Origin of the sequence: Natrinema ejinorense, assembly GCF_002494345.1 — an archaeon.
GTDB lineage: Archaea > Halobacteriota > Halobacteria > Halobacteriales > Natrialbaceae > Natrinema > Natrinema longum.
The window spans coordinates 385,381-411,636 of sequence record NZ_NXNI01000001.1; the positions used below are offsets into that span (position 1 = coordinate 385,381).

A 26,256-nucleotide genomic window follows, 5' to 3' on the forward strand; every position below is an offset into this window, starting at 1 on the left:
TGGCTTTGAGATCAGTGAGTCCGGCCAGGAGTGCGTCGCGAAAGATGAGGGGGTGTGCCAGCCATGATGCGCCTCAGTGTTGGGACGGAACCCGGCCGCTGCCTCTGCTGTGGCTCGCATGTCACGCCGCAGTTCCGACGCGGGTACGGCGATGAGGACGACCGTGCCCATCGCTGCCGCCGATGTGATGTCGACGAGCGGCTTTCGGCTGGTAGCGCTGCTGGGAAAGATGTCCCGAAGCCAGACCCGCTCGAGGATCCGTCTCGGTTCCAGCCTGCTTTCGAGGACCTTCCCGAGAACGTGAAGGCAGTGTGTCAGCCCGTCGCAACTGATGGGGGTGAGGTCGATGGGTGACTCGACGAAGAATCCGAATCACGCCGACGGCGTGTACGGCATCGTCCAGCAGGCCTACAACAAGGTGTTGCGGCCACGCCTGCCGCGGACGATCGGGACTCTCGCGGGCGTCGAAGCCCGCGCTCCGCGGCTGCTCGACGTGAACAAAGATCGGCCGGGCTACAAGCGTGGCATGGTCGACGCGATTCGAGCGCACGTCGAGCCAGGGATGATCGTCGACGAGATCGGCACCGGTCGCGGCGTTCTGACGGTTCACTGTCTGCGCGAGGGGGCGAGTCACGTTCGTGGCTACGAGGCCGCAGAGGAGATGCTCGAGATCGCCCAGGAGACGCTGACCCGTAACGTCGGTCCGAGTTGGAGTGTCGACGTTGGTCTCCATCACGCGATCGTCGGTGAACCCGGCAACGTCTACGGTGAGGCCGCAGAGACGGTCGTTCCCGCACACGACCTCTCCTGTGCCGACGTGTTGATCATGGACGTTGAAGGGGCGGAGCAGCCGATCCTGCGTGAATTGGGAGTCGCTCCCGAGACGGTTATCGTCGAGACGCATCCCGAACGCGGTGCGCCGCCATCGGAGACGCGCGAGTTGCTCGAGGACATCGGCTACGAGATCGACCGTCGGCAGTACGAGCCGGGTGTCGATATCGAAGTCAAACCTGTCCTGGTCGGATCGCTGGAGGGTCACGATGACTGACGAGAGCGTCACATCCCCGATCGGGATTGACCGGTGGGTAAATGATATCCACCAGGGAGATGCTACTGACACTCTTTCCGAACTCCCCGAATCGTCGGTTCACTGCGTGATGACTTCACCACCATACTTCGGACTTCGCGACTACGGCGTCGAGGGTCAGATCGGTCTCGAGGAGTCACTTGACGAGTATATCGACGCGCTGCTCGAGGTTGCCGCCGAACTCCGACGCGTCCTTCGCGATGATGCCAGCTGGTGGCTCAACCTCGGGGATACGTTCGCCAACAAATCGAAGATGCTCGTTCCGCATCGTGTTGCGATCGCGCTTGAGGACGCCGGCTGGGTCGTCCGTGCTGACGCAGTCTGGCACAAACCCAGCGGGATGCCCAGTTCAGCGCATGACCGCCTGAACGAGACCAAAGAGTTCCTCTTTCACCTGACGCCGAAACCGGAGTACTGGTTCAATCTGGACGCGATCCGCGAGCCCCACGATCCCGTGTCGATAGAGCGCAGCACCAGATCAGACACCCGTCACCAACACTCGCAGCGACAGAGCGTCGCGAGCGAGGAGACGTTGAACCCGAGGCAGTTCACCCATCCAAACGGGAAGAATCCGGGCGATGTCTTTGAGATCAACCCTGCGCAGTTCCCAGACACGCACTTCGCAGTCTATCCCGAGGTACTGTGCGAAGCACCGATCAAATCCTCATGTCCGCCAAAGGTTTGTGCGGTGTGCGGGACGCCCTATGAGCGCGGGGTTGAGAAGATTGATCCGTGGGAAGTCGAGGATCCCGACCGCGAGCAACTTCGGCGCGCGATCAACATCTACGAATCCTCGGACCTTACCGAAGAGCATCTCGAGGCGGTCCGTGCTTTCGGTTTCGCGGACACAGCGGCCGGGAAAGAACAGATTCGGTCAGGACTGAACACCGACGACGTCGAGAAACTCGCACTCGAGGCCAAGGAGGTCCTCCAGGGCTACTTCCGCGAGTTCACGACCACGTTCGAACGAACACTTGGCTGGAAGCAGGCCTGCGACTGTCCGACGGTCGGGGAGTACACCGAACCGGGGATCGTCCTCGACCCCTTCGGCGGCGCAGGGACGACTGCACTTGTCGCAAAGCGTCTCGGGCGCCGATTCATCGGGATCGACCTGAATCCGGAGTACGTCGCGATGGCGCAGAAGCGTGTCGGGCTGACTGTTGACCAACCGGAGTACCTGCTCGACGAGGTCGAAACGTCTCTGACAGCATACACGGATGGAGGCGATCAGCAACTAAGCGCGGGCAGTGATCGATCGGAGGGGTCGCGATGAGTCTTCCCAAGCAGTCTCAGCTTGCTGCCTCGAGGCAGGCAGGCGATCGATCCGAGACGGTCGTCCTCGAGCGGGTTCCCGAGCTGCGCTACGTCCCCGACACGGAGTCCCAACACTACGACGCGATCGCCGAGGCTCTCGTCGAGCCCAGCGCCGAGTTGCCGTTCGTCGGGATCGTCGTTCTCGAGTCTGGCACACCGGTCGAGATCAAGAGCGTTGCCGTCGTCTACGGCGAAGGACAACGCCGCGGACGCTTCCAGCCACGTCGCGAGCAACACGAGGCGTTGCTCGAGGCCGGAGGCGTCTACCTGTTTGCCGTCTGTGCTCCCCACAATCGGGAGTTGATCGCAGCGAAGATCGTTCCGGCTACGCAGATCGATCATCTGATCGATGTCGTTACCGACGGATGGCGATCAGCCGGCGAGGATCGGAGCGAGGAGTACGTCCAGTTCAGCTGGGCGCGCATCTTCGAACCCGATGAGATCCAGGACGGTGGTTCGCCATGAGTGTCGATCGGGACGATCGCGACCTCGAGGCTGAGCTCGCGAGTGATGCTGCAGGTCAGCGCGGAATCCCATTCGATGCGATCTGTACTGGCTGCCAGCGAACGCGTGTGAAACGTGCTCAGCCCGAGGATGTCGGCCAGCATCCACAGATCGATCCGATGTCGCTCGATGCATCCGAGTGCACGTCGTTCAAGCACGTCTGTCACCGCTGTCAGAAAGCGACGTTTTGGAACCCGCTGGCAGTGCTCTCCGGGCTGAGCGCAAGTGAAGACGGTGGTGACGATGACACGTGAGGATCGCGACGACCTCGAGGAGGCTGCTGATGAAGCGTTCGATCTGCTCGATGCTGGCCGTCCGGTCGACGGTGCCGACGACGAGATCGAGACGGCGATCGAGCAAGACGAGATGCCGACAGCCGGCGGCGACGATGCCGACGGTGGCGTCGAACTCGAGTATGACGAAGAGCGCCAGGTCGACGACGACGCACGATCGGCGTGTCGGTTCTGCCAGACCGAGTTTGGAACCGTCGTCGCTGAACGGCGGCACCACTCCGAGGATCGGTGTGACGAAGGATCGCCGATGTTCCGACCTGATGGCCGACCGCTGATCGATCCACAGGTCCACGAGCTTCGGGCGAACTTCCTCTTCGAGCCGAAAGATGAGGATCTCCACCCGAGTCAGGATGGGCTCGCGCCATACTTCGCCGTCGTCAGTCAGTGGGACCGCTGTCTCCAAGACGAGACTGGCCAGGACGATGTCGGGACGCTCGAGGCAGCCGATGATATCTGGATGCTCAACCACGAAGAGAACAAGATCAGTTACCGCGACGAAGAGGCGAAGATCAAGACCCGACCGAGTGACAGCGGTGACTCGTACAACGAGTACGTGATCGGCGTCGTCGCGTGCGATGAGGTTCGCGAGAGGAAGGTTACCTTTCAGTTCCGCCCATCGCTTCCGAACGCGAAACACTGCGAGACCGGCGATCGCATCAAGTCGATGCCGGAGGACCTCCCGCTCGGGATCCGCGTCGAAGCCCAGTCATCGAACGTCGAGATCGACGAGGTTCTCGAGGTGCTGCGAACGCTGATGGACGAACTCGATATCGACACGCGCTATTTCAAAGACGAGTGTATCCACGACCACTCACGTATCTGGGGACTGGGACTGTACGCTCGGATCCAGCGTGAACTCTCCGAAGAGCGCTTTGTCGACAAGAACGGCGTGATGGATCGGCTCGCACAGTTCACGAGTATCCGTCGCGGTCGCGGGGAGTACAAGTGGGACAACGAAGAGATCATCGGGCATCGCCACGCGGTCGCGATGAACGAAACCTCGCTCGAGAAGCTCTACGGCGATCACAACGTCGGGAAGTTACTGAAGAGCTACCTCCCGAAGCAGCCCGAGAAGCATCCGTCGGGAGCGTCGACGCACCATCCGAAGATCGAGGTTCAGTTCAACACCAGCCACAGCGACTACCTTGACGGGAATGCTGTTCCCTACGAGTCCAACGATGAGTTCGACTACCAGGACCTGAAAAGCGAGCTCGACGAATATCTACTGTTTGCGCTGAATGCTGCTGGCCTCCCGTTACACGCTGATCCGAGTGTCTATGTTCCCGACGAGTACTGGGATGCCGACGAGCGGGCGCACGATGTACCGATTCACTCCGATCCGACCGAGGAGCTTCGCGAGGCGGAGGAAGATCTCACGCGAGCTCAGCTGGCGCGCGAGGATCTGTCCCCGACTGATCGGGCTGTCGTGAAGGCGCTGGCCGATGGCGGCCAGATGCACTACGAGCAGATCGTCGAGGAGACCGAGACCTCGAGCAGCAGTGTCTACCGCGCGATCGAGAAGTGGGGCAGCCTCGTCGATAAGGTTGGTCGCGGAACCTACGATCTGGCTGACGATGTCGTCCGCAACAAGATCGAGGATGTCTTCGCCGCCCTCGAGGACGTGACCGAATGGGTCGAGAACGGCATCGATGCGATCGTCGATGGCAACGACGAGATCGCCGACGACTCGCCGCTCGCGAAGTGGGCCCGCCGGCACGGCGCGATCCTCCAGGAGAACTACGACGAGTTCGATGTCGAGTTGACCGGACACCACAGCAAGCGCGAGCTCCGACACGTCCTCCGGTCAGGCCTCGAGGCCGCTCGCAACACTGGCTCGAGTGTCGCCGCCCGTTTCATCGACAGCAGCTTCACCTACCGGCTCAACGGTGATCGCCGAGCTGGGCAATATCCGTTCACGACATCTGGCGGTGCCGTTCTGATTCTCGGAACGGCCATGGCGTGACGACCGCTGAGTGGCAACGCTGTTCGGCACCTACTTTTCTGAAAGTTGATTTTCGCTCACAGCTGAGTTTCACAACCTCAGTTGTATCCAGTCCCTCGAGAGACATCGACCGGGTAGCTACAGCCACTATCAAATATGTTTTACTTCCCGCGTCGTGGGCAGGGGGGCTTACCGCGTGTACCTAACGGTACATACTCTAAAAAACCGCGGCAGCTGTTCGGCTGGCTGTTCCAGTTGATCCAGAAGAAACGCACCCCCGCCCGAAGGGCGGTGCGCGAAAATTAGGCCTCGAGGACGGTCGCTATGCTTGGATGGAGGGCACGCTTGTGCGTCTCGAGTGCTTCAGTCACGCTCTCGTGATCCGTCGCAACGGGGATGCGATCACCACAGACCGGGCACTCGATGTAGAGCCAGCAGGACATACTCGATTGATCTTCAGAGCCGAATTGGATTGTATTCCGCATAACTTCAGTATGAACGTGTCGAACTCTCCTGTCTGGTATGAAAGGTCACGGAAAGATGTGTATCTGATGCTCTACCCCGCCATTTCTCATCCAGACGGTACGACGATCGCCCAACGGCACTTTGTCAGATGCAGGACAGTCTTCTCCCCCGCAAAAACTAGGGTTCTGGAAATAGTGTGTTGAGGTATGGCAAGGAGAAGAACCCGAATAAAGGAGACGCGGGAAGACGTTTTCAAGGATATGAAAACGGGGGAGCTTGACGACCCAGGCCTCTCGTTCCAAGAGTTCAGTGACAGAGTTGATGAACAACGTGAAAGACTTCCAGTGGACGACGAAGGGGCAGCCCTCTCTGTACTTCAGGGTGCAGATTCGTCTTCGCCAGTAGAGCGAGAATTTGAAACAACGACAGACGACCTGTACAACGCTCGGCAGGTTCACGAGTCACGGTCTGAAAGAGCGCAAGCTATTGACGAGTCCCAAAAAGCGCCAATAACGACGGACTTCGACGAGTGGGCTGACAATCCAGACGAACTCGATTTCCCCGGAATAGATTCGACCAAGGACATCGGGCCGACATTCTAATTGGTCTCGAGAGCACCTTTCTTAACGATCGCGGAACAGAGAGCGGTACCGTTATCGTCTCTATGAGCGCGTAAGGCACACGGATTGTCGGACTCTCCTGTCGTCTCTGCCACTAAAAACCAGAAACGAAATCAAAGGACGTAGCGACGCCAGACTTCCATCGCGCCTGCAACTCCACCGATGATCATGAAGCCGATCCCGGCCTGCTGGAGATCGCCCGGCACCATCGTCATCAGGACGCTGCCAAGCAGCAGTGAGATTACGGTCGGCATCGCGAGATCGTCGTTGTAGAGATAGAAGGAAACCACGAGCACGCCAGCAGCGACCATCCCCACGACGGGCTCGCCGAGAAGCGACGTATACGGATCGAGGATCGTATCCATCCACGTGCAGTCCTCCCGATAAAGGCAGTCCAGTTCTCCGGAGTCAGAGATGTTGCCGTCCGTCATCGGATCGCATCCCCCAGCCAGGCATTGGCTAACGTCACTCCGATCACGATCTGTGCGCCGTGGCCGGCAGCTCGAGCGAAGGGCCACGGGAAGCCGATCGAGGCAAGCGTCGACGGCAGGAAGACGACCAGGTGGAGAATCCCAGCGACCTCGCGAACCGCGCTGACCGTGAAACTGATGAATCCACCTTCTCCAGCCTCGTTGGGATCGATCTGTGATTCGTTCTGTTCTTCTGCCGTCGACGCGACTTCGTCTTCAACCTGTGTCTGGGGTCCGTTGAACATGTCCGTCACACCGAGCGCTCCGAACATCCCCAAGACCAAGCCGAACGATACGACGAGCGCGATAATGGGCATTCCTCTCATGATGGGTACCCCGAGTCTCCGACTTTGAACATGATCGCGACGATGCCGGCAGTCACCAACAGCGGGTAGGGGATCGCGACGAGTCCCAGGATGCGCATCGCCCAGGCCGCCACGACGATTACGACCGCTCCCGTGCGTGACATCCGTCCGCCGAAGAGCCCGCCCAGCAGGATGATCCCGCTGAACCCGAGCGAGTGCAACAGGAGATCAGAGACTGGCGGGTTGAGTTGTCCGACCGTTCCAACTGGAACAGTGCCACCGATCTCTTCACCGGCCCGCTGGGCCTTCCAGGTGACCTCGAGCGTCTGGTTTTCGGACTCAGGAATATCCAGCACTGCCGAATACTCAGAGACATCCTCAACGGTCACAATCTCGTTGATGACATCTTTGTCGTTGCCAGCGGCGTGCACGTAATAGGTAAGTCGGTCCGTCTGATTGGCGTCGTCGACGTACGTCACTCTCACCTTGTTTTTGCCATACTCGTCTTCGTTGGCCATCCGCGCGTTGAACGCCGCCCCGCCATCCTCTGGCTGTACAATCCTAATCTCCCCGATCATGAGCTCGACCGTCTCGGATTGAGTTGCGGTAAATCCGCCGAGGCCGCGCATCTGACCGTCGTCGTTCTCGACGGTCAGCCGGTAGCGCTCGTCTTTGTTCATGATCACGTCGACGCGGTTGACCGTCCCAAACCGCTCACTGTGGATCTCCGCCTGTGTTTGGTTGGTCGTTCCGTTGACCGTCTCGTTGGTCGATCCATTGACTGCTACGGTCCCGTTGACTCGCAAGACGGTCTCCTCTGGAGGGAACTCGCTAGTACGATCGGAGACCGTGAACCGGACGGTGACCTTGCTGTCGTCTTGCTCGGGGTCCGGAGAGTCGGTGGGATCGTCATTGGTTGGATCCGACTCCCAGTTGGGACCACGCTCGAGGTAGACATCCTGATCGCTGGTGATCGACCGGATCTCGATCGTCCGCGAGTAGTAGTCCTTCGCCTGGATTTCGATCCGTCGCGTGTCTTCCCATTGGGATAGTTGCGAGAGATCGAAGCGGCCGCTACTGACGATCTCCTCGAGGTTCTCTCCCGTCGACGTGACCTCGACCGAGACGTTCCGATCAGTGATTCGGTCGCCGGTTTCGGCGTCGCGGATTGCAATTTCTCCCGCAACATCGAACGAATAGACCGCCGATGTCGACGAGTGCCCGTAACTGTCCTCGGCGTAGACGTACCACTGGCGTTGATTTGCGTCCTTGTACCAGGTCGTACTGACGGTGCCATTGGAGTCCAGCGTCTCTTCGTGAATCAGATCATCAGCGTCTGGATCACCCGAAGAGTACTCGAGCAGCCGCACGGTGACGTTGTCTTCGGGGAAGTCGTGGTCATCGACATCGACGGAGAGATCGACGGTCTCGCTGTCCACGATCTCGTCATGCGGGTCTGCTGATCCACCGTCGATGACTGGCGCGCTGGTCGAGACCTCGAAGGTCTGAACCTCGCTGATCGTGTCGTTCGTGCTGTTATACTGATCGCTCGCGACCGCGTACCAATCATATGCCCCGAGATCGCTGACGTTGTTCCACGTCGTCGACGCGGTGACCGTTCCGCCGTTCTCCGAACTGGCCACAGTGTCCGAGCCGATCAGCACGTCGTTCGCTTCGGTCCCGTCGATGTATTCGTAGAACTCGACAGAGACCTCGTCACTCGGGAAGTCATCGTCAGTTACGTCGACCGAGAGATTCGCGCCATCGGCGTTGGAGCCGATCGAGGAGCTGCCAGAGGGAGATGCGTTCGTGATCTCGGGATCACGCATCTCGATCGTGATGTTATAGCCCTCGTTATTGGGCAGCTCCCAGTTATTGTCCCAGCGGACTTCGCCACCGACAGAGACTTCGACGTTGTAGGTCTGCGTCTCATCGTCGGTCGAGATGGTGTCGATGGTATACTGCCCGTTCTGGTTTGTCGTCGTTTCTTCAATGAGCGCATTGTCGAACTCCCTTCGGACCTCGACCGTCGCGTTCGGGACCAGGGAGCCGGTTTGGTCTTCAACAGTACCGATAATTTGTTTGGTCTGTGGGACAGGAGTCGCTATTGATTGGACATCAGTACTTGTCGCAAAATCCCACTCGTTAGATCCGCTTGATGAATTATATTTTCCAGACCATGAGTCATACCCACCAGCATAGATACCACCATCAACACCGACGTTGACTGTATAAACCGATCCGGGAGTTGCCGATACTAATTCAGAATTTCCAGAATGATCAATAGCTGTTATTTCATCAGAGTTTGATCCAATGTAGATGGTTCCGTTTCCATTAGACTGAATGGTGTTTGCGGAAACAGACAGTTCATTCCAGACAACTTCTAGAGATCCGGTGTCAATTTTCGTAACACCAGCACCGTTCGTATTAGAAGCGTAGAGATTCCCATCGGAACCAGTTACCAAACCAGTCGCTGGTTCCGTGAGTGTTAGCCTGTCTATCTCATCGCCGGTCTCAGCATCTAATTCGACCACATCATCCGAGTTGGCAATATATACAGACCCCTCATGATGAGTAGTAGCGCGTATTTCACCTGATTGGAGACTAACGTTCCATTCGGCCTCCCCTGTTTCGGTTTTGATTTTGGTCAGATTGTTATTATCATTATCAGCAGAATAGACATGCGAGTCATCAAATGCGAACGCTCTTGATGGATTACCAGAGTACACCCAATCAGCTTCACCAGTTCCTGGGTTTATTTTGTGCAGCCCTCCATCAACGGAATTGTCGCCCACGTATAGATATCCATCATGGTATTTGGATACCTCAGTTGATCCAATAGATCCGCTGTAGTCCCATGTTATCTGTTCTCCCGTTTCTCTATCAATCTTGTAGATATTTCCATTCCCGTCACTGACAAACACGTAGTCAATCACGTCACCGGAACTCTGGGCAGCGGCGGTTCCACTATTTCCAAACCCAGTGAACGCCAGTGGCATCGCAATGACACTGGCAGCGAACAATATCGCAAGCGAGACCGCCCGGAACTGACCACGGCTGATAGGCGGCATAAATCGGTTTCTCATCTCCCTCCCTCCGTGATCTGTGCTCGAGCAGCCAGCCGCAGCGCTGAGGCTGTCCGCTGTCCTTGAGCGATTTCCTCGAGTTGGATGCGGCGGAGATCGTCGACGCTCATGGCAACCTCCGCATCTGTTCTTCTCGGCGTTCTTCGCGCACGGGACTCCAGAGCATCCAGATCGTGATTCCGAGCAGCAGGAACGGGACGATCACCCAGACGAGGTTCTCGGTTAGTGAGAGGACGGGCTCCCAGGGCCCCTGGTGAACGTCGTAGTCGTACGCGAGATCGATCAGTTCTCCACCAGCGGAGTCCATCACTAACCCGAGGACCATCACCGCGAACATCGACATAATGCCGATCGCGAAGCGCTGGATCCCACGGAAGACCATTATACCTGCCTCCGTGCGACCGCGCCAGCGAGTACTTTGATTGCGATTGATCCGAAGACGATCGCAGGGAGCCACGTCAGGAACTGCTCAGCCCAGTAGGCGTTGCGCGAGTTGGGGTGCATTGTGTGATCGGCCATCGTCGTCAGGACAGGGTCCGCGGCGATCGTCGCGACGAGGACGATAAAGCCGCCCGCGGCGGCAAGGATCAACGCGCGGAAGAGAACCCAGAACATCTACCCCCACCACCCTGTATCCGTGTCGTCGTCGAAGACGTCCTCCGGCTGGAGGAAGCCAGTCTCCCAACTCGTGTCCTTGAGGGCGAAAGATCCGGAGTTGTCGTCAGGCCATCCCTCGGAGTCAGATAGGTCAGGGCCTCTGAACCGGGCCCGGATGTCAAGGTCGCGAGTCACTGGCGTTGCCTCCCGCACCATCCGACTGGTTTCCATTGCCTCTGATCCCGAATCAGCCTGAAGCGACGCAATAACAGAACTATCTGCAACTGCTTCTAGGTCCGTTCGAATTGCTTCTTCCGATTGCAACCCGGACTGGAATCCTTCATCGAGGCCAGTGGCCATCTCAGACCCCATCACTTCTTGCGATGCCAACCTGGACTGCAGATCCTCGTCGAGATATGTCGTAGTATCTGACTCCTGTCCGAACACATCTCCCGCTGCAGCCGCAGTTAGCTCGTCTGGCTCTGGATTGGCTTCAACCTCAGCCTCAGCCGATCCGTCTCCAGGATCCTGCGTAGAGGTTATCGCAGTCTGCTCGAAGGACCCATCTGGATCGAGATCCAGAGCCGCTTCTTCCATCCCACCACCGGGATCCTGACCAGTTGCTACGGCAGTCTCCTCGAGAGGATCATCTGGATCCACATCCAGAGTCGCTTCCTCCAATCCCCCACCGGGATCTTGCCCAGCAACAATGAGATCATCGGATGGGCGATCTGGCTCAGAGTCCAGTACGGCTTCAGCCGTCTCGTCTCCAGCCCCCGCAGTATTGGATGCCTCGGATGCTTCTACGGCTGTCTCCGATGCCTCTTCATTACCAGAGGGAGTTTCCTCGCGTGCGTCCTCATACGCCCGTCGGTAAGCATCCTCAGACTCGAAACGGTCTCGGCTGGGGATCCGCTGACGCGCCTGTTGAGCGCTTGGATCTCCGATGCGGATGTTCTCTTCCTCGGCGATTCGATCAGCCATCATCTCGCGCTCGCGTCTGAACTCCTCCGGAGACGAGAACTGGTCTCGTGAGGGGAGCTCGTCTTCTGCGCGCTCTGTCAAGATCGCCCGTTGGCGCTCTCGTTGGAATTCGGCTTCAGAAGAGAAGCTCTCTCGCGACGGGAGATTTTGTTCTGCACGTTGCTCGGGCGAGAGATCGTCGACGGTCCGAGATGACTGTGGCCTCTCCCTTGTTATCGTCAGCTCCATCTGGCCACGATCACTGCTCCGGATCATCTGCCGAGTTCGGGCTCCCCGAGTTGGTGCTGCCCTAAGCAGCCGATTGCCAGCCGTCGCTGCCCCAGACGGCACGACGACGGAGCCCACACCGACACCAGCACCTTTTGCGATAGTGAGTCCAGGATCCTCTCCGAGAGACTCTCCGGAGGCCCTCAGACTGCGCATCGCAACATCGGATCCTTCCTCGACACCGACTTGTGCTCGGTCCGATGTGTGTTGAAGAGGGACGGTGCCGCCTGCTTCAGCCCCGAGAGTAAGAGCCTCTCGAGGGTCCTCTATGACACCTCGTGGCCCAAGCTCACCGAGTTTCCTTGTTGCCTCGAGGCGAGCATTGACTGCTTTTGCTGCTTCGTTCTCTGCCCATTTGGCTGCATCTCCTGCCGCCAGAGCGCCGGCAGCAGGATCAACAGCTTTGATCCCGCTCTCGGTTCCTTGTCCGACTACCTCATCAATTGGTGGAGTTTCGACAGCTACGCCCGGAACGGTCGTCACGTAGTATGTCGATTCAGGGGCGACTGATTCGGCAGCGTCACCGATTTTTGACGCACCTTTCTGCCAGGCACCGGAGGCATTCTCCAATGCCCGGCCCACCTTCGAATCCCGTTGTTCATCGATTTCAGCCTGGATCTCCCCATCTTCTCGAGTAACCTCGATATCTGCATTAGGATGCTCTTCCTCGAGTTGTTCTCGGGCCAGACGCATCTCTGCCTCTGGGTCGACATCGACATTGACATCCTCTCCATCGTCACCGAACTCCACATTGATGTCGTCCGCCTCGAGGTCCTCGTTCTCCGCAGCGACCTGCTCTCGGACGCGATCGCGACGAGCCTCTTCGGTTAGTTCGAAACTGGTCTCTTCTTCGCCTAGCTCGACGCGGTCGATGTCTCCAGGCTCGAGATCGTCTCGCTGCTCGGCGATCTGCTCGCGTGCCTGCTCGCGACGTGCTTCCTCGGTGACTTCTGCCTGAATCTCGCTGTTCTCGACAGAGACGTCGATGTCTTCTGGGTCATAGCGATCGTCTTCTGCTGCGATCTCCCGAGCGGTCTCGCGCTCGACCTCGCGGCGGCGCTCGTCACGAACATCCAGCCGCTGGACTTCTTTCCTGTCTCGAGGGGCATCGAGGCGATCGCGGACATCATCTGCCATTTAGATCACCCCGAGCGACGTGACGAGGTTGATCATGATCGGGATCGCCGACCCGCCGCCATCAGATGCTGCAGTGCCTGCGATCCGCGAGGCGAGCGCTGGTCCGAGCAATCCCAGCGCGAAGCAGCCGATCGCAATGATGACCATCCGGATCGCGCGACCGCGATGGGCCTCCGGATCCATCTCTGCCAGCCGTCCGCGCGTCTCCTGCATTTTCATTTCCTCGCTCGAGGACTGCGACCAGTGGAGTTCGTACGCCTTGTCCATGCTCACGATCCAGCCGGCAGTGCTCTGTAGTGGGTTCCGAGCGTCGACCCACACGTCGTCGAACGGCTCGCGGAGGCCGCTCTCGCCGCCATCAGCGACTGTTGTCTGTGGATCGGTGTACTCTGTTGGCGAGATGCCGTCTGCAGTCTCCTGCACTGTCTTGACTCGCCGCCAGTCCGAGTCGACTGCCTCGGCGACTCGAGCGGCTACCGGAGACGCGAGCTCGTGATCGTCCGCAACTCCAAAGGCGACTGGCGCTTTGCCGATTCGGACGGTCGAGATATCCGTGAGCGTCCACTCTTCGCCGTTGGCCGTCTCGACTTTGCCTTCGTCACTGTTGACCTGCGCGGGTCGAGGGACGGCGACACCGTCGCCGTAGATCGTCATGACGATCAGATTCGCATCGGTTGTTTTCCACAGCCCCTCGATGCCCGACTTGATCAGCCCCTTCTGGATACGGGACCGTCCGGGGATTCGGCGGCTGATCCCGATGATCAGCTTCGCAAAGAACGCGAGCAGTAACTTGATCGGGAAGTACAGAACCGCTGCGACGGAGTCGCCTGCTGTTTCTGCTGCTTCGATTTTCTGTGCCTCGGTATCCTCGTCGTCCCACGAGAACTCGTCGTCGAAAATGTCGTTGTCCGTGTTGTCGTTGTCAGTCATCAGTCGAACACCTTGTTGAGTGCACCGCGAATGCGACCGCTCGAGCCGCTATCCCCTTCGTCAGTCTTCTCGAGTCTGCTCGTGTGCACGGCCTCGGTAACCGATCGAAGACCGCGAGCCTCGATCCCGAGACTCTGCATCGCCGTTTTGGCAGTCTCTGCCTCGCGAACGTGCCGTCGCTCCTGATCGGTCTGGCCGATGCGGGGTGCCTGATCGGGACGATCGTGGACTCCCTGAGCCAGCTCGAGCAGCGGACCACGACAGAGTCGGCCGGGGTCGTGCTCGCTGACGATCCGCTCTGCCCGGTTCTCGTTGAGCCACCGATGCCGACGGTAGTCTTCGCGACTCTCGTTGGCGATCGGGAACATCTGAGAGAGCTCTGGACCGAGCTCTTCCTCGATCCAGTCGGCCATATCGGCGTCGCGAAACTCTTCCAGGAACTCTTGGCTCTGCGTTTCCTCGACCAGTTGCTCCGCCTGCCGCGAGGCCTGTTTCGAGGATGCTGACCGCTCCTGCAGTTCTTCTCGCTGTCTTTGCTGTTGCTCTCGTGCCTGTTTCTCTGAGGTCATGATATCGAATCTCGCTGGGTATCGATGTCTGGTTCAGCTGGGAAGACGCCCAGCAGCGCGCCGATCAGTGCGATCGCGGATAAGAGAGCAAGGCCGGTGAAGATCCAGCGGATGGGGCCGATCTGAACCGGCACCTTGCTGCCGTTGGAGATCACAACGACTTCCGGGATGAACGCGAGCAGCAACCACGTCGTCGTCGCGATCGCCGTCGAGAAGACGACGGCTTCCTCGAGGACCCCGTAGATAACGGTGAACAGTGTCGCGATCGCGATGGTCGCGAAGAATACGCCAGACCACGTCACCAGGACCCACCTCCGCTGGGAAGCCGCGCGATCCAGAGGAGGATCGTCCCAACCCCCGCGATCAGGGCAGTCCACGCGATCGGCACTGCCAGCGGCTCGACGACAGCCGCGATCGACTCTGTCTGGTCATCGGTTGTCGTGTACTCGTAATCGATAGAGACGGTCGCGCCGTCGTACTCCGTTGATGACGTAATCTCGCCACTTTCGTTATCGAGGAAGTAATCGGTACCTCGCTCAAGTTGCTCGCCGGTCGCGTTGCTCTCGACAACATCGCTGCCCTCGACGAAGTGATACCAGTCGTCGCTGGCCTCGAGGACGATCGGCTCGGTCTCGTTGAGCGTGTGCAGTTCGTCTGTAACGTTCTCCGTGACCGTCGCACTCTCGTGTTGCGTGCTGACGCCGAGAAACAGCACGCCCGCTAAAACCACGACTATCGCAACGGTCCAGATATTCCCATTCATTGGTTGCTAAAAACGCGGATTTGGGTGGACCTCAACGGGATCCGAAGCCACCGCCGAAGTAGCGCATGATGGCGCTTGCTGCGACGATCAGGAGGCCGACGACCAGCAGCGACAGTGCTGCAACGCCGGTCGTCTCGAGATCGGTGACGATCTCGGCGAAGGGGCCACTATCGACTGCTACAGCTCCGTGGACTTCGGTAAGTACGAGGGCCAATATCAGGATCGTGATTAGTGCCCCGCCGATGAGTTGAGCCTCCTGCATGACCCCGCGACTGTCCATGTCCAGCCGATCGTTGACGACCGACTGGGCCGCGTCTCGATTCTTCTCGACTTTTTCGCTTTTGAGTTTGTCTAACATTGTCACCTGTTGCCGCCGAATCCGCCACCGAAGTAGCGCATGATCGCGCTTGCTGCAACTACCAGTAGTCCGACAACGAGCAGACTCATGGCAGCGACGCCAGTTGTTTCGAGGTCGCTCACGACCGACCCGAACGGGCTGTCATAGGTCCCATTCGTCTGTGAGAAGTCAACCGCGTTGTACACCTCCGTGAGTACCAACGCGATTATCAGGATAGTGACCATTGACCCGCCGATCATTCGAACCTCGCCTAAAATCGCCCGGTCATCCTCATCCAGCGATCGTGAGGATCGGAGCATTTCGCCCCCGATCTTCAGTGTCTGGGTAATTTGGTCTCTTTTCGATCCCATCGCTAAATCGGCCGGCAGTCAATCAGTTAAAAATCCGTAATATTACAGATATATGGTATGCTAGTCAGACAGTAATATGATTCAACTATGACGGTAACCGGATTATAAGTCAACAAATCGCTATGGCCGAGATATGGCACAGTCATCAAGCCATCGAACAGCCTCGGATGACGGGGTCGAGACGGCTGATATGGATGTCCTCATGCGAGAGGCAGAACCGAGGACGATTCAAGAGAACAATACGGGCTCGCTGTCCAGTACGCTAAATAGAGACTTCTGTGAACACATCGGGATTCATGGAAGTTCCGCGGTCCAGTTGTTAGTTCACAGCGGTGCGGTCCCCGTCCTCGTCGACGAACAGTGTATTATCATCCGACCGCATCCGGAGGGGTCCGATGAGTAACGACGATATCCCCCAGCGGTCGCGACGGCCGACCCAGATGGTCAACGACGCCCTCGAGGAGATGCATCGTCGCCGGGCCGAATACCGGCGCGCAAAGGCTGTTGGGGCCGTTACCAAGCAGCTACAGGCCAGTTTTCAGAGTGCCGTCGTTAGCGTCTACGACGAGTTGCTTCCCCATCGCGACCGCGTTGAGGAGACGTGGGAGGATTACAACCTCGATCAAGTCCACACGCTGGCAAACGCCAAAATCACGAATCAGAAGGTGGACACGACAGGCGGTCGGATCAAGCAGATCAGTGAGAGCAAGCCCTACCGGATCCCGTGTCAGAAGCTCCTCGAGTGGTCCCACCAGTTCGACGAGATCGCTGGGGAACTCGGATTCTCGTCATCGGTCAAAGACCGGGTAGCGAGGAACGATCCCGATAAAAGCGATCTGCGGGGTCTGCTCCGAGATCGTGGCCAGTTCGAAGCTGCCGAGCAACTGCCGGGTGGTGACGAATGAGTACTGTCGATTCTGGGGGCCCGGAAGTCCGGGAGCCGGATCACGACATCCCAGTTGATAAGGACTTCAGCGGCCCGTTCTTTCAAGAGATCGGTCGCCGGAAGCTCGAGGGTCGAGACGCGAAGATTCTCGTTACGGCAGACGACGCGCAGACTGGCGTTGGAAAATCGAACCTCTGTGACTTTCTGGGCTACGTTCTCGATACGACCGAGGACGGGTTCTCGCCGGACAAGATCGCGATCGACCCGCCGGAGTTCTTCCAACTCTACGGCGTCGTCGAACCGGAATCGGCGATCGTCCTCGAGGAGGGAGAGCAACTGGACTCCCGTCGATCGATGAGTCACGAGAACGTCGATGCCAGCCAGACCTGGGCGATGGAGCGCGTTCGAGAGATCATCGCGCTGATGAACTTGCCGAGTCCGGAGATGATCGACGGGCGTCTCGAGATGCTGGCCGACTACTGGGTCAACGTCGAGATCCGTGGTCGGGCCAGGATCTACAAAAAGAAGATCAACCGGATCAAGCGCGTCGTCTACTACGAGACCCTGCAGGTTCTCGAGTGGCCGAACATGGATGGCTCCGAGACGTTCCGGACGATGCAGGACCTCAAGCTTGATCGCTTGGACGACAAGGAATCATCGGACAACTGGATTCGGCAGTCCGACCACGAACAGCAACTCGAGAAGGCGCGCAAAGAAGCCGATCGGAAACGGCGAGACGAGTTACTCGCGTCGATCTATGAAGAGAGTGAACTGTCCGCGAACGACATCGCGAGATGCTCTGCCGTCGAAATCTCTGATGGACGTATCAGACAAATCGCCAATGATCAGGGCTAACGATTCGATACCAGAAACCGCAAGACGGCGATGTGGGTTTGCGCTGTTAGTAGCTCCGACAGCACTATACATACTGTTGCACGCCCAAAGCCAGTTGACGGACAGGATTGGTAAACTCGGAGGCAGGGGGTGCGGGGACGATCGTGATCCCGAGTTGTGGAGATCGCGATCGAGATCGGCGTCGACGTCAAGTTCGATCTGGATGTCGCGACCAGTGGATCACGATGGAGGTCGGCGATGAGACGGCAGCTCGTTCAGGAGTGGATCGTCCAGGACCGGTGTGCGTGTGACGACTGTTCGGTCGAGAACTTCGTCCGGTTGCGAGCGCTGGCTGTTTGCGTTGCTCCAGCGATCGCGCTGCTGGTTGCACTCCACGTGATCGGCGTGCCGGCTCCAGTGTTCGTGGCAGTTCCCTTCGTCGTGGTACTCGGCACTGTCGAGTGGATCGGTCCGGCGATCAAGGAAGCCGTACCGTCAGAGTGTCAGGCTGGGGAGATGGGCCAAGATGCCCCGATGAGTGGTGTGGAGTTCACTGCGTTTCTTACTGCGATCGTGTTCCTCATCGCTGTACAGCAAGGGTCATCTCAGATCTTCCTTGCCTCGGCGATCGCGTTCGTCACGTTCATGATCGAGGCCTCGGGGCTCCTTGAGGAAGAGACGAGCGGAGTGGACGCATGAGTCTTCTCGAGAAGTTCCATGAGGAATACGAGTGCGACGGAGATCTCGTGTTGTTCCGCTGCACGGAGTGTAGTCGTACGTCGTTGAGTCTCGGCTCGATACATGCGCATTGCGAGAAGCATCGCGGATACACCCAGTTCAACCACCAGCTGCCGTTCACGAAAACCTCGATGGTAGACTTCGATGCCCTGATAGAGTATACCGAGGTCCTTTGTGTCAAGCAGACTCATGAAATCAGCTTGAACGAGGTCGAAGGCATGTGAGTCTATTCGATGAGACTGCGTTCTACGGACTCGGTGGCACAGGGAATCTGCCGCGACCATCCGATGCATTCCCAATCGATCCGGCGATAGTCGCCACGCTCTGTTTCCTCCCGATGGCCGTCGAGATCGTGAAGGAAACCCTTGTCCGAGAACCCCGTCTTCGAGAACGATTCTATTAGATCATTCCAACACCTGAACGCCGACTATCTCAGTAATTGACGACAAATTCATTGCTGTAGGATAGTAATCAAACCTGATGACTGAGGATGACGATGATAGCAAACTGCCCGACAGGCGGAGCGTTATCACTCACATTGTAGCCGTTATTTTTGGTTGGATTTTAGGTGCCTTTCTTGACCCGTTTAGACGGTTTGTGAATAGCCTGATTGCTAGTACTCCCCTAGGAAGGAAAGCCGAGATCGCCTTTGGATATTCATCAAGCTCAGAAATAGAGGGTAAGGGGTACATGATTCGTATACGTAATACTGGAGAAGAGACTGCTGAAAACCTGGCTTTCCATATTGGTTTTGAAGAGAAAATAACGGCTGTAAAGGGCGAGGATTGGATAAACACACCTCCAGCGCCTGATCTTGATATCGCTATCACTGATGGAGGTATCGCTAGAATTGATGTTGCTGCAGTTAGACGGGATTTCCAAGAGCATTGGAATCCTCTAGAAATCCATTTTTCTGTTGAGGAAGGATCTCAGAGCGACTTCGCTCATAGAATAGATGATGACGAAACAGTCTTCATGGCTTATAGATATTCTTGGACGTTTCTGGGAGAACAATATTACGAGTCTACAGAACATCACTTAGCAAAAACGAATTAGTTCCATGTCCGCGAAGCCGGTCTTCGAGGATAACTTGCCCCGAGATCGAGGCTGATTGCTGTACTGACAACCCAATCCATCATGGTTTGTCGGGGAAAACTGAGGATTGAGGACAGCGATGAGACTCAAGTCGTTCACACAACGTGAGGGGAAGCGCATGTGGTTAAGTGAAGTTGATCTGCAGGTGTGGACTGCGCCGCTGCGAGGTGCAGATCACATCTGCTGATATCGTAGAGACACCAACGGAGACACACCTGCACGTCTGGGAGAACGTTCCAAAACAGAAACACTACCATGAGCTGCCGGTTCGCAATCGACTAACAACGTACATCGTCGCCCGCACCGACGCGGCCGGGATCGCACCGGCAAGCCGATTTTCGCCGTTACCAACAAGATGGTCTACCACTGGATGCAGTGAGCTGCCGAACGACTGCAGGCCGCATATTCGCAAAACCCTTTACAATAGCTTGTAATGGGCACCGTATGTCGAACTCACGGGAGTCAGAGTCTGGTAGATATCTTCCAGAATACCACCACTCTCAGATTCTCCTATCAATTTCTCTAGAAGGTGCCGAGCGTACACGCGATATCGAAGACCACCTCGGCTGTTCGAACAAAACAGCCCTTAACAAACTCCATGAACTCCACAATGCAAATGTCCTCACTGCTACTAAATGGGGAACCGCATACCGCTGGCAACTCAATACAAACCAACCGACACCTCCTGACTCACCCACCGACCTCACTGGTCTTCAACTCCCACAACTACTTACGCAAGTCATAGAGCAACTCACTGAACACTATCTCACCCACTACAAACCACTTACACTCACAGACAATGTCTCCGACTGGCTCGACAAACGCGTAAATACTGACCGCGTTAATCCAGGCCACTACGCAACCAATAGTGCCCTATTCAATCGATTCCTCAAAGCCACTCTCTATGCACTCTACCAACCAGAAGCCAACTCCCTCGAAGCTTTGAGCCCGGGTGCCGACTGGAATTCCCAGTTCGAAGCCGCGGCCAACATAACTGACAACCACGCCTTCACCTCCTCTATAGATACACACCTCCCAGAGCATCCACAGCCAATTGACTCACTCTTGCTTGCGCTCCGCCACCTCGTCGTCCAGACCACCAACCCCTCCGAGGTTCTTGCAGACGTGTACGAGCAACTCATCTCACAGGCCGCCCGCCGAGACCTCGGCCAATTTGCCACTCCGAATCATGTCAGCCAGTTTATGGCATCTTGGGCAATCACCGACCCAGATGATACCATTCTTGACCCCGGCATCGGCGCTGGGCAACTCGCCTATCAAGCCCTCCGCTGCAAGATGGATCAGGGCTGTCAAACTCCGATGCCAGATATCACCGGTATCGACGTCGACGAGATCGCGATTACCATGGCTGCCACCGCACTAAAGCTCGCCGACGGTCCAGGGTCTCCAAACCTCTACCAAGACGATTTCATCCACTTCAGTCCCGTCTACTCAGGCACTCAATCACAATTCAAGGCCTACGATGTGATCATCGGTAACCCTCCTTACTCACGTCATCAGGCTGTCGACAACCAATCAAAAAACAACCTCAATACCATTATCTCAGAAGAAACCGGCCAGAACTTCTCACGACGCACCCCACTTTATGGATATTTCCTGATTCATGCCGCCCAATTCCTCCGGGAAGGTGGCCGTGCTGCTTTCATCATGCCATCACAGTTCATGGCCACTGACTTCGGCATCGACATGAAATCATATCTACTTGAACATTTTACCATCCATGCAATCATTCAGCTTGATGATAGCGTCGACATCTTCGACGGCGTAAAAACAACTCCCAGTATCCTCCTTCTCGAAGCCGGTACCCCCACAGATACCCACGAAATATCGTTCCTTAAACTCTCATACTGGCCCACCGACATCCCAGTCGCGACTCTTCTCGACCAACCCAGTCAGCGAGACTCCCATCAGGCAGTCGCCTTCCACGCTACGGTCGCACAACAAGTTCTCACCACCACCGAACGCTGGACACATTACTTCCATGAAACCGACATCCAAGATCATCCAGAACTCGTCGAATTCGACACCCTCGCTACCGTCAAACGTGGTATCGCCACCGGCAACAACAGTTTCTTTTGTCTCTCGCAAGCAGACATCGACGCCCACAACATCCCTCCCGAGTATCGAGAGCGAATCCTGAAAACTGCTCGCGGACTTGATAAACTCAACATCACTACCGAAGATTGGAAGCAATGGCGAGATAACGGCGATGATGTCTGGATGCTGTACTGCTACGATGACGACGGTAATATCCAACAGAGTGATGACATCGAAAGCCAAGCCGTCAAGGATTATCTGAACCATGGCCGCAAAACCGGGGTCACCGAAGGAACACTTGTGTCTCGGCGCAATCCCTGGTATCGCGTCGACAGACGCGACCCTCCGGACATCTTAGGCAAGTACATGAATCGGAATGGGTTTCAATTCTACCGGAACGACGCCGATCTACTCACCACCAACAATACTCACACCATCTACCTCAACGACGAGGACACACTCAACGTGTTCCTTGCTTACCTCAACAGCAACTTCATCCGCGGGATCCTCTCCAAACGCAGCCGGAACTACAGCGGCCTCCAAAAACTCGAAATCAGCGACCTTGAAGCCGCCCCTGTCCTCGACGTTGCATCCATCCCTCAATCTCTCAAATCGCATCTCAGCACACTCTTCAACGACCTCTGCGACGCCCGCCGCGACCCAAACGCCGACGATACACAAATTCTCCAGCAAATCGATGAAGCTATCGAAGCCCACCTCGAATTCGACGCCTCCTAATCCAACCCGAGTCCCTCAATCTACTTCTCTCCGTGACCACACCGCGGGTTGTACTCCAAACTATCGCATCCTTTCAGCGAAGAGTTTGGGAGTGATGGCTTGAGGTCCGTTTCTCCGTCTCCTCGGGAAGCGAGTGTCGTTCAAGAGGGGAGTTTAACACGGTTGAGGCTAGAAACTAGGCCAATGTCTCAGCAGGACACCCCCGAGGTTCTCAAGACGGATGCAGTCTCTTTCTCTAGCGACAGTAAACTATTATCTGAAATCGGCGAACGACTGATCGCCACCTCTGAAATCGCACTCTCAGAACTCATCAAGAACGCTTACGATGCCGACGCCACAAAATGTAATATCTGGCTCTCCGACGACGAGCTAATCGTTAAAGATGACGGACACGGCATGACAGAGACCGAGTTCCGAAACTACTGGATGACGATCGCCACTACAAGCCGACTCCAACAGGAAACCTCCCGTCGATATAATCGCGAATTGACCGGTGCCAAAGGTGTTGGGCGATTCGCTGTCCGCAACCTTGGTCTCGAGTTGGACCTCGACACTGTCGCCTACTATCCCGAGGTTGATGCTTATCGACGGCTGGTGGCGACCTTCCGCTGGGGTGACTTCGAAAGCGGCGAAACACTCCAACATGAAGATGTCGAATATCGAATCGAGGAAGCAACCGAAGAGGAAAGGGGCACCGAACTCCGGATAGGTGCGCTCCAAGACGACTGGACCCAGAGCGACCTCGAAGAAGTCTCCGGCGAAGTCTTAGATATCATCTCCGCTCCCTACCAAGACGTCCGATCCGAACTCGATACAACTGAAGAACCGACAACGGACAGGGAGGGTATGGACCCTGGTTTCAGAGTCTATTTTGCACCGCCAGGGGAGGGCTCGCCAACAAAGAGTGCAGCCCAAGAAATTTATGAACGATATGTCGGTGAAGTCGAAATCACAGTCGATGGTTCAACACTCACCTATCACTGTGAGTACCCGTACGGATATGATGATGGTGAAGCAGAACACCGTGAATATCGATTCACTCTCGATGAAAATCTCGTGGGAGACATAGACGGTCAAATCCGGTATTTCAACCAAAATTATGCCGGAGTATTCCGAGGAATGGATACCATCGATGGTCGCTCCGCTCCGAAGTGGTTGCGGGATAACGGTGGGATCCGGGTCATTGATAAGCATTTCCGTGTGCCACCGTATGGTGACCAAGGTAATGATTGGCTAAATATTTCAGAATCACGCGCACGACGTGAGCGAAGATGGCGGTCGTCGTTTGTTTCGGAGCTTTTCCCTGGTGACGAAGAAAACGAAGAGAAGGTTCGAAACTCGCAGTTGAATCTTCCAGCGAAAAATCAGGTTCTTGGGGCGGTGAATGTGTCGAGTTACCGGCCCGGTGAAGATGAGACTGATAGTGAGACAGACCGCCCGAATCGATTGGTGCCAGCGATGGATCGCCAGGGATTCGTCGAAAATGCGGCTATGGAGCAATTGATCGATATCACGCGGGGGGCCATGGAGATTATTGCAGTCTTGGATTATGAAGAGACGCTCCGGCGTGAGCAGGAGGAAGTAGAGGAATCTGCGTCGGACCTCAAAGAGGAGATTCAAGAGCAAAAAAAGGCGCTTGAGGAGGAAGTCGACAATTTTGTCAACGGATTAACCGAGTCAGAGACAGCTGATTTATCATCAAACACCGCGAGTACAACGGGGTCGAGTGACGATGGTCAATTCACTTTCGACGACTTAAGAGGTGAGTCCAGTAGCGCTGGATCTAGCTCGAACGCCGATGACGACGTGGCGACGGAGTCGGAAAATCTTGGAGAATCAGCGTCGTCTGAGCCATCGTCTTCAGTTGGGAGTGAAGTATCTACGGAGTCGCCATCGGTTTCCGAGTCGTCGACGAGTAGCGCGGGTGAGCCGACGGATGTCCGAGATAGATTTCGGACGGAGTTGAAGCCACAGATTCGAGAGTCCTACACAGAGTTGCAAGAGAAGGTCGAGAAATACGAGCAGGCACGTGAGGAGTTGCGTGGGTCCGTGGAGTCGATGTACTTGATGAGTGCAGTAGCGGCTTTCATGACGCATGAGACAAGTGAGTTACTTCGGTGTGCGGATGAGATGATTGAGGTCTGGGAAGACGTGCCAGAGTCGGAGCGGTCGCCTGAGTTAGAGGAGCGGTTAGCAGTGACGCGGGAGGCCCGTGAGAAGTTCGAGAAGCAACTTGGGTACGCCAAGCGGTTCATGTCTGGGTTAGAGGAGAACACGCAGAGTGAACTGTATGTGCATGGGAAAGTGGATGAAGTCGTTGAACAGTTCGACCACTATACCGACAGGAAGAATATTGAGGTAGAGTATGCGTTCGAGAAGCGCCTCAAAACGCCGAAATTGAATCCGAGCATTTATACTGGTGTGCTGATGAATCTGTTTACGAATGCGATGAAGGCAACCCTTGATGTTGCGCCCGAAGAACGCGGGCGACACATCAGATTTAACGCCGAGAACACGGAAGGGTGGCATAAACTTCGCGTAGCGGACACAGGGAGCGGGATTCCGGAGGGTGTCGAAGAGAGGATTTTCGATCCACTCTTTTCGACGACAGATACGCGCGAAGATGATCCACTCGGCGGTGGCGTCGGCCTCGGCTTATATGTGGTACAGCGAGTTGTTGAGAGTTCAGGTGGCGAAATCGAAGTTGTAGAAGCACCCGACGGATTCGAAACGTGTTTTGAAGTGCGGTTCGAGCGATAACCACGCCCATGACATATCAGATCTTGGTCTTCGAAGACAATGACTCGAACTACGAATCACTCAAACAGCCATTGCTCGAGGATCTGGATACGGAGATGTATACCATCGACCACTTTGAAGGAGATACGACCGCTGCAGATGGTGAGGACGACGCATCGTTTGTAAAACGGCTTCTTGAAGAGACGGGGGAACCCGGGTACCCGTTGGTGGTGATTCTCGACGCAGAATTGAACGAATATACGTTAAGTACAGTGCGGCGGCCGGATGTACGTGATGCTTGTGGTGATCTTGGAATTCCGCTTTGCGTATATCACCGGGATGAGGGTGAGTATGCAAATCCCGAGAGTGTGAAAGACTCGGACGATCAGATTATTCAGTTACGGCCGGTTGACGGGGGCCATCGTGGGATGGCCGCCGAGTGTGCTGGAATTATCGAGGGGTTCCGATCTATCCGTGAACACTTGGTGGCACGCATGGAGGATGCCGATGCTAAGGAGTTGCTAGAGCGACCGTCGGAGTTCTTGACCGATATGGCAGATGTGCCTGTGAGTGCGAAGCCTAATTTGGACAAGTACTCGTGGGGCCAATCTGAAAGTCTATCAGTACTCACTGAAGACGAAATGAAGGAGGATGCGATTCGACGGAAGGGAACAATTCTGGGATATTGGATGTATAATCAGGTACTGGAATATCCCGGAGTGCTAGTAAACTCGGTTGCGGCAGCATCGTATTTGGATGTCGATGTTAAGATGTTCTGTGAGTCTGATGAAATTCAGGCCTTGTTCAGTCAGGCAGCGTATGAGGGCCCGTTTTCAGGGGTACAGCAATGGTGGTGGACTGCTGAGTTAGATAGTGTTTTGACGAGAAATACGACAGTCGATGATGAAGGGACAATCAGTGCAAGAGAGTTTATCAAGCGTGAAGAATTTGATATTGATCCTGTAGAGTGCCTAGAGGGCCACAAGGATGCAGGTTATTATTGTGTATTGAGCAAGGAACCTGTCTGTGAGGAACATTCAGTCAGTCCTGAGGCATGGATTCCGGCTGGGGCGTCGCTCACACGGATTTCTGAGGAGGAGTACATGAAGCTGAGTGGGTGGTGAATT

General features: G+C 56.4%; 29 protein-coding genes. 16 read left to right on the plus strand and 13 right to left on the minus strand.

All coding sequences use genetic code 11. The features are described from left to right. Positions 1–66 precede the first annotated feature (66 nt). The 6 genes from CP557_RS23560 (at position 67) to CP557_RS02090 (ending at position 5,161) form a co-directional block, all read left to right on the plus strand. Positions 67–354 carry a DUF7563 family protein gene (locus tag CP557_RS23560; protein WP_449406609.1) on the plus strand — a complete coding sequence of 96 codons (288 nt, stop codon included), beginning with the start codon at positions 67–69 and terminating at the stop codon, positions 352–354. Beyond that, positions 347–1,048 (plus strand): SAM-dependent methyltransferase, encoded by a 702-nt coding sequence (locus tag CP557_RS02070; RefSeq protein ID WP_097378372.1) that lies wholly within the window; start codon positions 347–349, stop codon positions 1,046–1,048. The genes CP557_RS23560 and CP557_RS02070 overlap by 8 nt, the downstream gene beginning before the upstream one ends. Before the next feature lie 109 nt (positions 1,049–1,157). Beyond that, entirely contained in the window at positions 1,158–2,360 is a 1,203-nt protein-coding gene (locus CP557_RS02075) for a DNA-methyltransferase (RefSeq protein WP_245852864.1), read from the plus strand. Continuing rightward, positions 2,357–2,866 (plus strand): hypothetical protein, encoded by a 510-nt coding sequence (locus CP557_RS02080; RefSeq protein WP_097378374.1) that lies wholly within the window; start codon positions 2,357–2,359, stop codon positions 2,864–2,866. Before CP557_RS02075 ends, CP557_RS02080 begins: the two co-directional genes overlap by 4 nt. Next, a complete protein-coding gene (locus CP557_RS02085; protein ID WP_097378375.1) occupies positions 2,863–3,159 on the plus strand; it encodes a hypothetical protein in 297 nt (98 codons plus the stop codon). The genes CP557_RS02080 and CP557_RS02085 overlap by 4 nt, the downstream gene beginning before the upstream one ends. Then, positions 3,149–5,161 (plus strand): helix-turn-helix transcriptional regulator, encoded by a 2,013-nt coding sequence (locus CP557_RS02090; protein WP_097378376.1) that lies wholly within the window; start codon positions 3,149–3,151, stop codon positions 5,159–5,161. Before CP557_RS02085 ends, CP557_RS02090 begins: the two co-directional genes overlap by 11 nt. Before the next feature lie 281 nt (positions 5,162–5,442). Here CP557_RS02090 and CP557_RS22385 read toward each other — a convergent pair whose 3' ends face one another. Further along, a complete protein-coding gene (locus tag CP557_RS22385) occupies positions 5,443–5,583 on the minus strand; it encodes a hypothetical protein (RefSeq protein WP_169924325.1) in 141 nt (46 codons plus the stop codon). A 228-nt stretch (positions 5,584–5,811) separates the two neighbouring features. On the opposite strand from CP557_RS22385, the gene CP557_RS02095 reads away from it, so the two are divergent. After that, positions 5,812–6,207: a hypothetical protein gene (locus tag CP557_RS02095; RefSeq protein WP_143825004.1), complete on the plus strand. Its 396-nt coding sequence runs from the start codon at positions 5,812–5,814 to the stop codon at positions 6,205–6,207. Between the two features lie 131 nt (positions 6,208–6,338). On the opposite strand, the gene CP557_RS02100 is transcribed toward CP557_RS02095, so the two are convergent. From CP557_RS02100 to CP557_RS02165, 12 genes are all read right to left on the minus strand, one after another. Continuing rightward, positions 6,339–6,656 carry a hypothetical protein gene (locus CP557_RS02100; protein ID WP_097378378.1) on the minus strand — a complete coding sequence of 106 codons (318 nt, stop codon included), beginning with the start codon at positions 6,654–6,656 and terminating at the stop codon, positions 6,339–6,341. Next, on the minus strand, positions 6,653–7,021 hold the full coding sequence (locus CP557_RS02105) for a hypothetical protein (protein ID WP_143825006.1): 369 nt from the start codon (positions 7,019–7,021) through the stop codon (positions 6,653–6,655). Before CP557_RS02105 ends, CP557_RS02100 begins: the two co-directional genes overlap by 4 nt. Next, entirely contained in the window at positions 7,018–10,086 is a 3,069-nt protein-coding gene (locus tag CP557_RS02110) for an outer membrane protein assembly factor BamB family protein (RefSeq protein WP_097378380.1), read from the minus strand. The genes CP557_RS02105 and CP557_RS02110 overlap by 4 nt, the downstream gene beginning before the upstream one ends. Before the next feature lie 106 nt (positions 10,087–10,192). Beyond that, on the minus strand, positions 10,193–10,468 hold the full coding sequence (locus CP557_RS02115) for a hypothetical protein (protein ID WP_097378381.1): 276 nt from the start codon (positions 10,466–10,468) through the stop codon (positions 10,193–10,195). Next, the gene (locus tag CP557_RS02120; protein ID WP_097378382.1) at positions 10,468–10,701 is read right to left on the minus strand and encodes a hypothetical protein; all 234 of its coding nucleotides are present in this window, start codon (positions 10,699–10,701) and stop codon (positions 10,468–10,470) included. The genes CP557_RS02115 and CP557_RS02120 overlap by 1 nt, the downstream gene beginning before the upstream one ends. Further along, positions 10,702–13,071: a regulator of G-protein signaling domain-containing protein gene (locus tag CP557_RS22015; RefSeq protein ID WP_143825007.1), complete on the minus strand. Its 2,370-nt coding sequence runs from the start codon at positions 13,069–13,071 to the stop codon at positions 10,702–10,704. Beyond that, entirely contained in the window at positions 13,072–14,001 is a 930-nt protein-coding gene (locus tag CP557_RS02140; protein ID WP_097378386.1) for a hypothetical protein, read from the minus strand. Then, positions 14,001–14,570, minus strand: a complete 570-nt coding sequence (locus CP557_RS02145; protein WP_097378387.1) for a hypothetical protein — start codon at positions 14,568–14,570, stop codon at positions 14,001–14,003. The genes CP557_RS02140 and CP557_RS02145 overlap by 1 nt, the downstream gene beginning before the upstream one ends. Then, positions 14,567–14,872, minus strand: coding sequence for a hypothetical protein (locus CP557_RS02150; RefSeq protein ID WP_097378388.1), 306 nt, complete (start codon positions 14,870–14,872; stop codon positions 14,567–14,569). Before CP557_RS02150 ends, CP557_RS02145 begins: the two co-directional genes overlap by 4 nt. Then, positions 14,869–15,333, minus strand: a complete 465-nt coding sequence (locus CP557_RS02155) for a hypothetical protein (protein WP_143825008.1) — start codon at positions 15,331–15,333, stop codon at positions 14,869–14,871. Before CP557_RS02155 ends, CP557_RS02150 begins: the two co-directional genes overlap by 4 nt. A gap of 31 nt (positions 15,334–15,364) precedes the next feature. After that, a complete protein-coding gene (locus CP557_RS02160) occupies positions 15,365–15,691 on the minus strand; it encodes a hypothetical protein (RefSeq protein WP_097378390.1) in 327 nt (108 codons plus the stop codon). 2 nt (positions 15,692–15,693) lie between these two features. After that, positions 15,694–16,041, minus strand: coding sequence for a hypothetical protein (locus CP557_RS02165; protein ID WP_097378391.1), 348 nt, complete (start codon positions 16,039–16,041; stop codon positions 15,694–15,696). A gap of 133 nt (positions 16,042–16,174) precedes the next feature. Here CP557_RS02165 and CP557_RS02170 point away from each other — a divergent pair, with 133 nt between their 5' ends. From CP557_RS02170 to CP557_RS02205, 9 genes are all read left to right on the plus strand, one after another. Beyond that, the gene (locus CP557_RS02170) at positions 16,175–16,444 is read left to right on the plus strand and encodes a hypothetical protein (RefSeq protein ID WP_143825009.1); all 270 of its coding nucleotides are present in this window, start codon (positions 16,175–16,177) and stop codon (positions 16,442–16,444) included. Beyond that, entirely contained in the window at positions 16,437–16,946 is a 510-nt protein-coding gene (locus CP557_RS02175) for a hypothetical protein (protein WP_143825010.1), read from the plus strand. Before CP557_RS02170 ends, CP557_RS02175 begins: the two co-directional genes overlap by 8 nt. Continuing rightward, positions 16,943–17,782: a hypothetical protein gene (locus tag CP557_RS02180; protein ID WP_097378394.1), complete on the plus strand. Its 840-nt coding sequence runs from the start codon at positions 16,943–16,945 to the stop codon at positions 17,780–17,782. The genes CP557_RS02175 and CP557_RS02180 overlap by 4 nt, the downstream gene beginning before the upstream one ends. 237 nt (positions 17,783–18,019) lie before the next feature. Further along, positions 18,020–18,460 carry a hypothetical protein gene (locus CP557_RS02185; RefSeq protein ID WP_143825011.1) on the plus strand — a complete coding sequence of 147 codons (441 nt, stop codon included), beginning with the start codon at positions 18,020–18,022 and terminating at the stop codon, positions 18,458–18,460. Further along, positions 18,457–18,723, plus strand: a complete 267-nt coding sequence (locus tag CP557_RS02190; RefSeq protein ID WP_097378396.1) for a hypothetical protein — start codon at positions 18,457–18,459, stop codon at positions 18,721–18,723. The genes CP557_RS02185 and CP557_RS02190 overlap by 4 nt, the downstream gene beginning before the upstream one ends. Before the next feature lie 256 nt (positions 18,724–18,979). Then, positions 18,980–19,555: a hypothetical protein gene (locus tag CP557_RS22020; protein ID WP_143825012.1), complete on the plus strand. Its 576-nt coding sequence runs from the start codon at positions 18,980–18,982 to the stop codon at positions 19,553–19,555. A 483-nt stretch (positions 19,556–20,038) separates the two neighbouring features. After that, a complete protein-coding gene (locus tag CP557_RS02195; protein WP_097378397.1) occupies positions 20,039–22,390 on the plus strand; it encodes an N-6 DNA methylase in 2,352 nt (783 codons plus the stop codon). Positions 22,391–22,573: 183 nt separating this feature from the next. Then, positions 22,574–25,150, plus strand: coding sequence for a sensor histidine kinase (locus CP557_RS02200; RefSeq protein WP_097378398.1), 2,577 nt, complete (start codon positions 22,574–22,576; stop codon positions 25,148–25,150). An 8-nt stretch (positions 25,151–25,158) separates the two neighbouring features. After that, entirely contained in the window at positions 25,159–26,253 is a 1,095-nt protein-coding gene (locus CP557_RS02205) for a hypothetical protein (protein WP_097378399.1), read from the plus strand. Positions 26,254–26,256 lie beyond the last annotated feature (3 nt).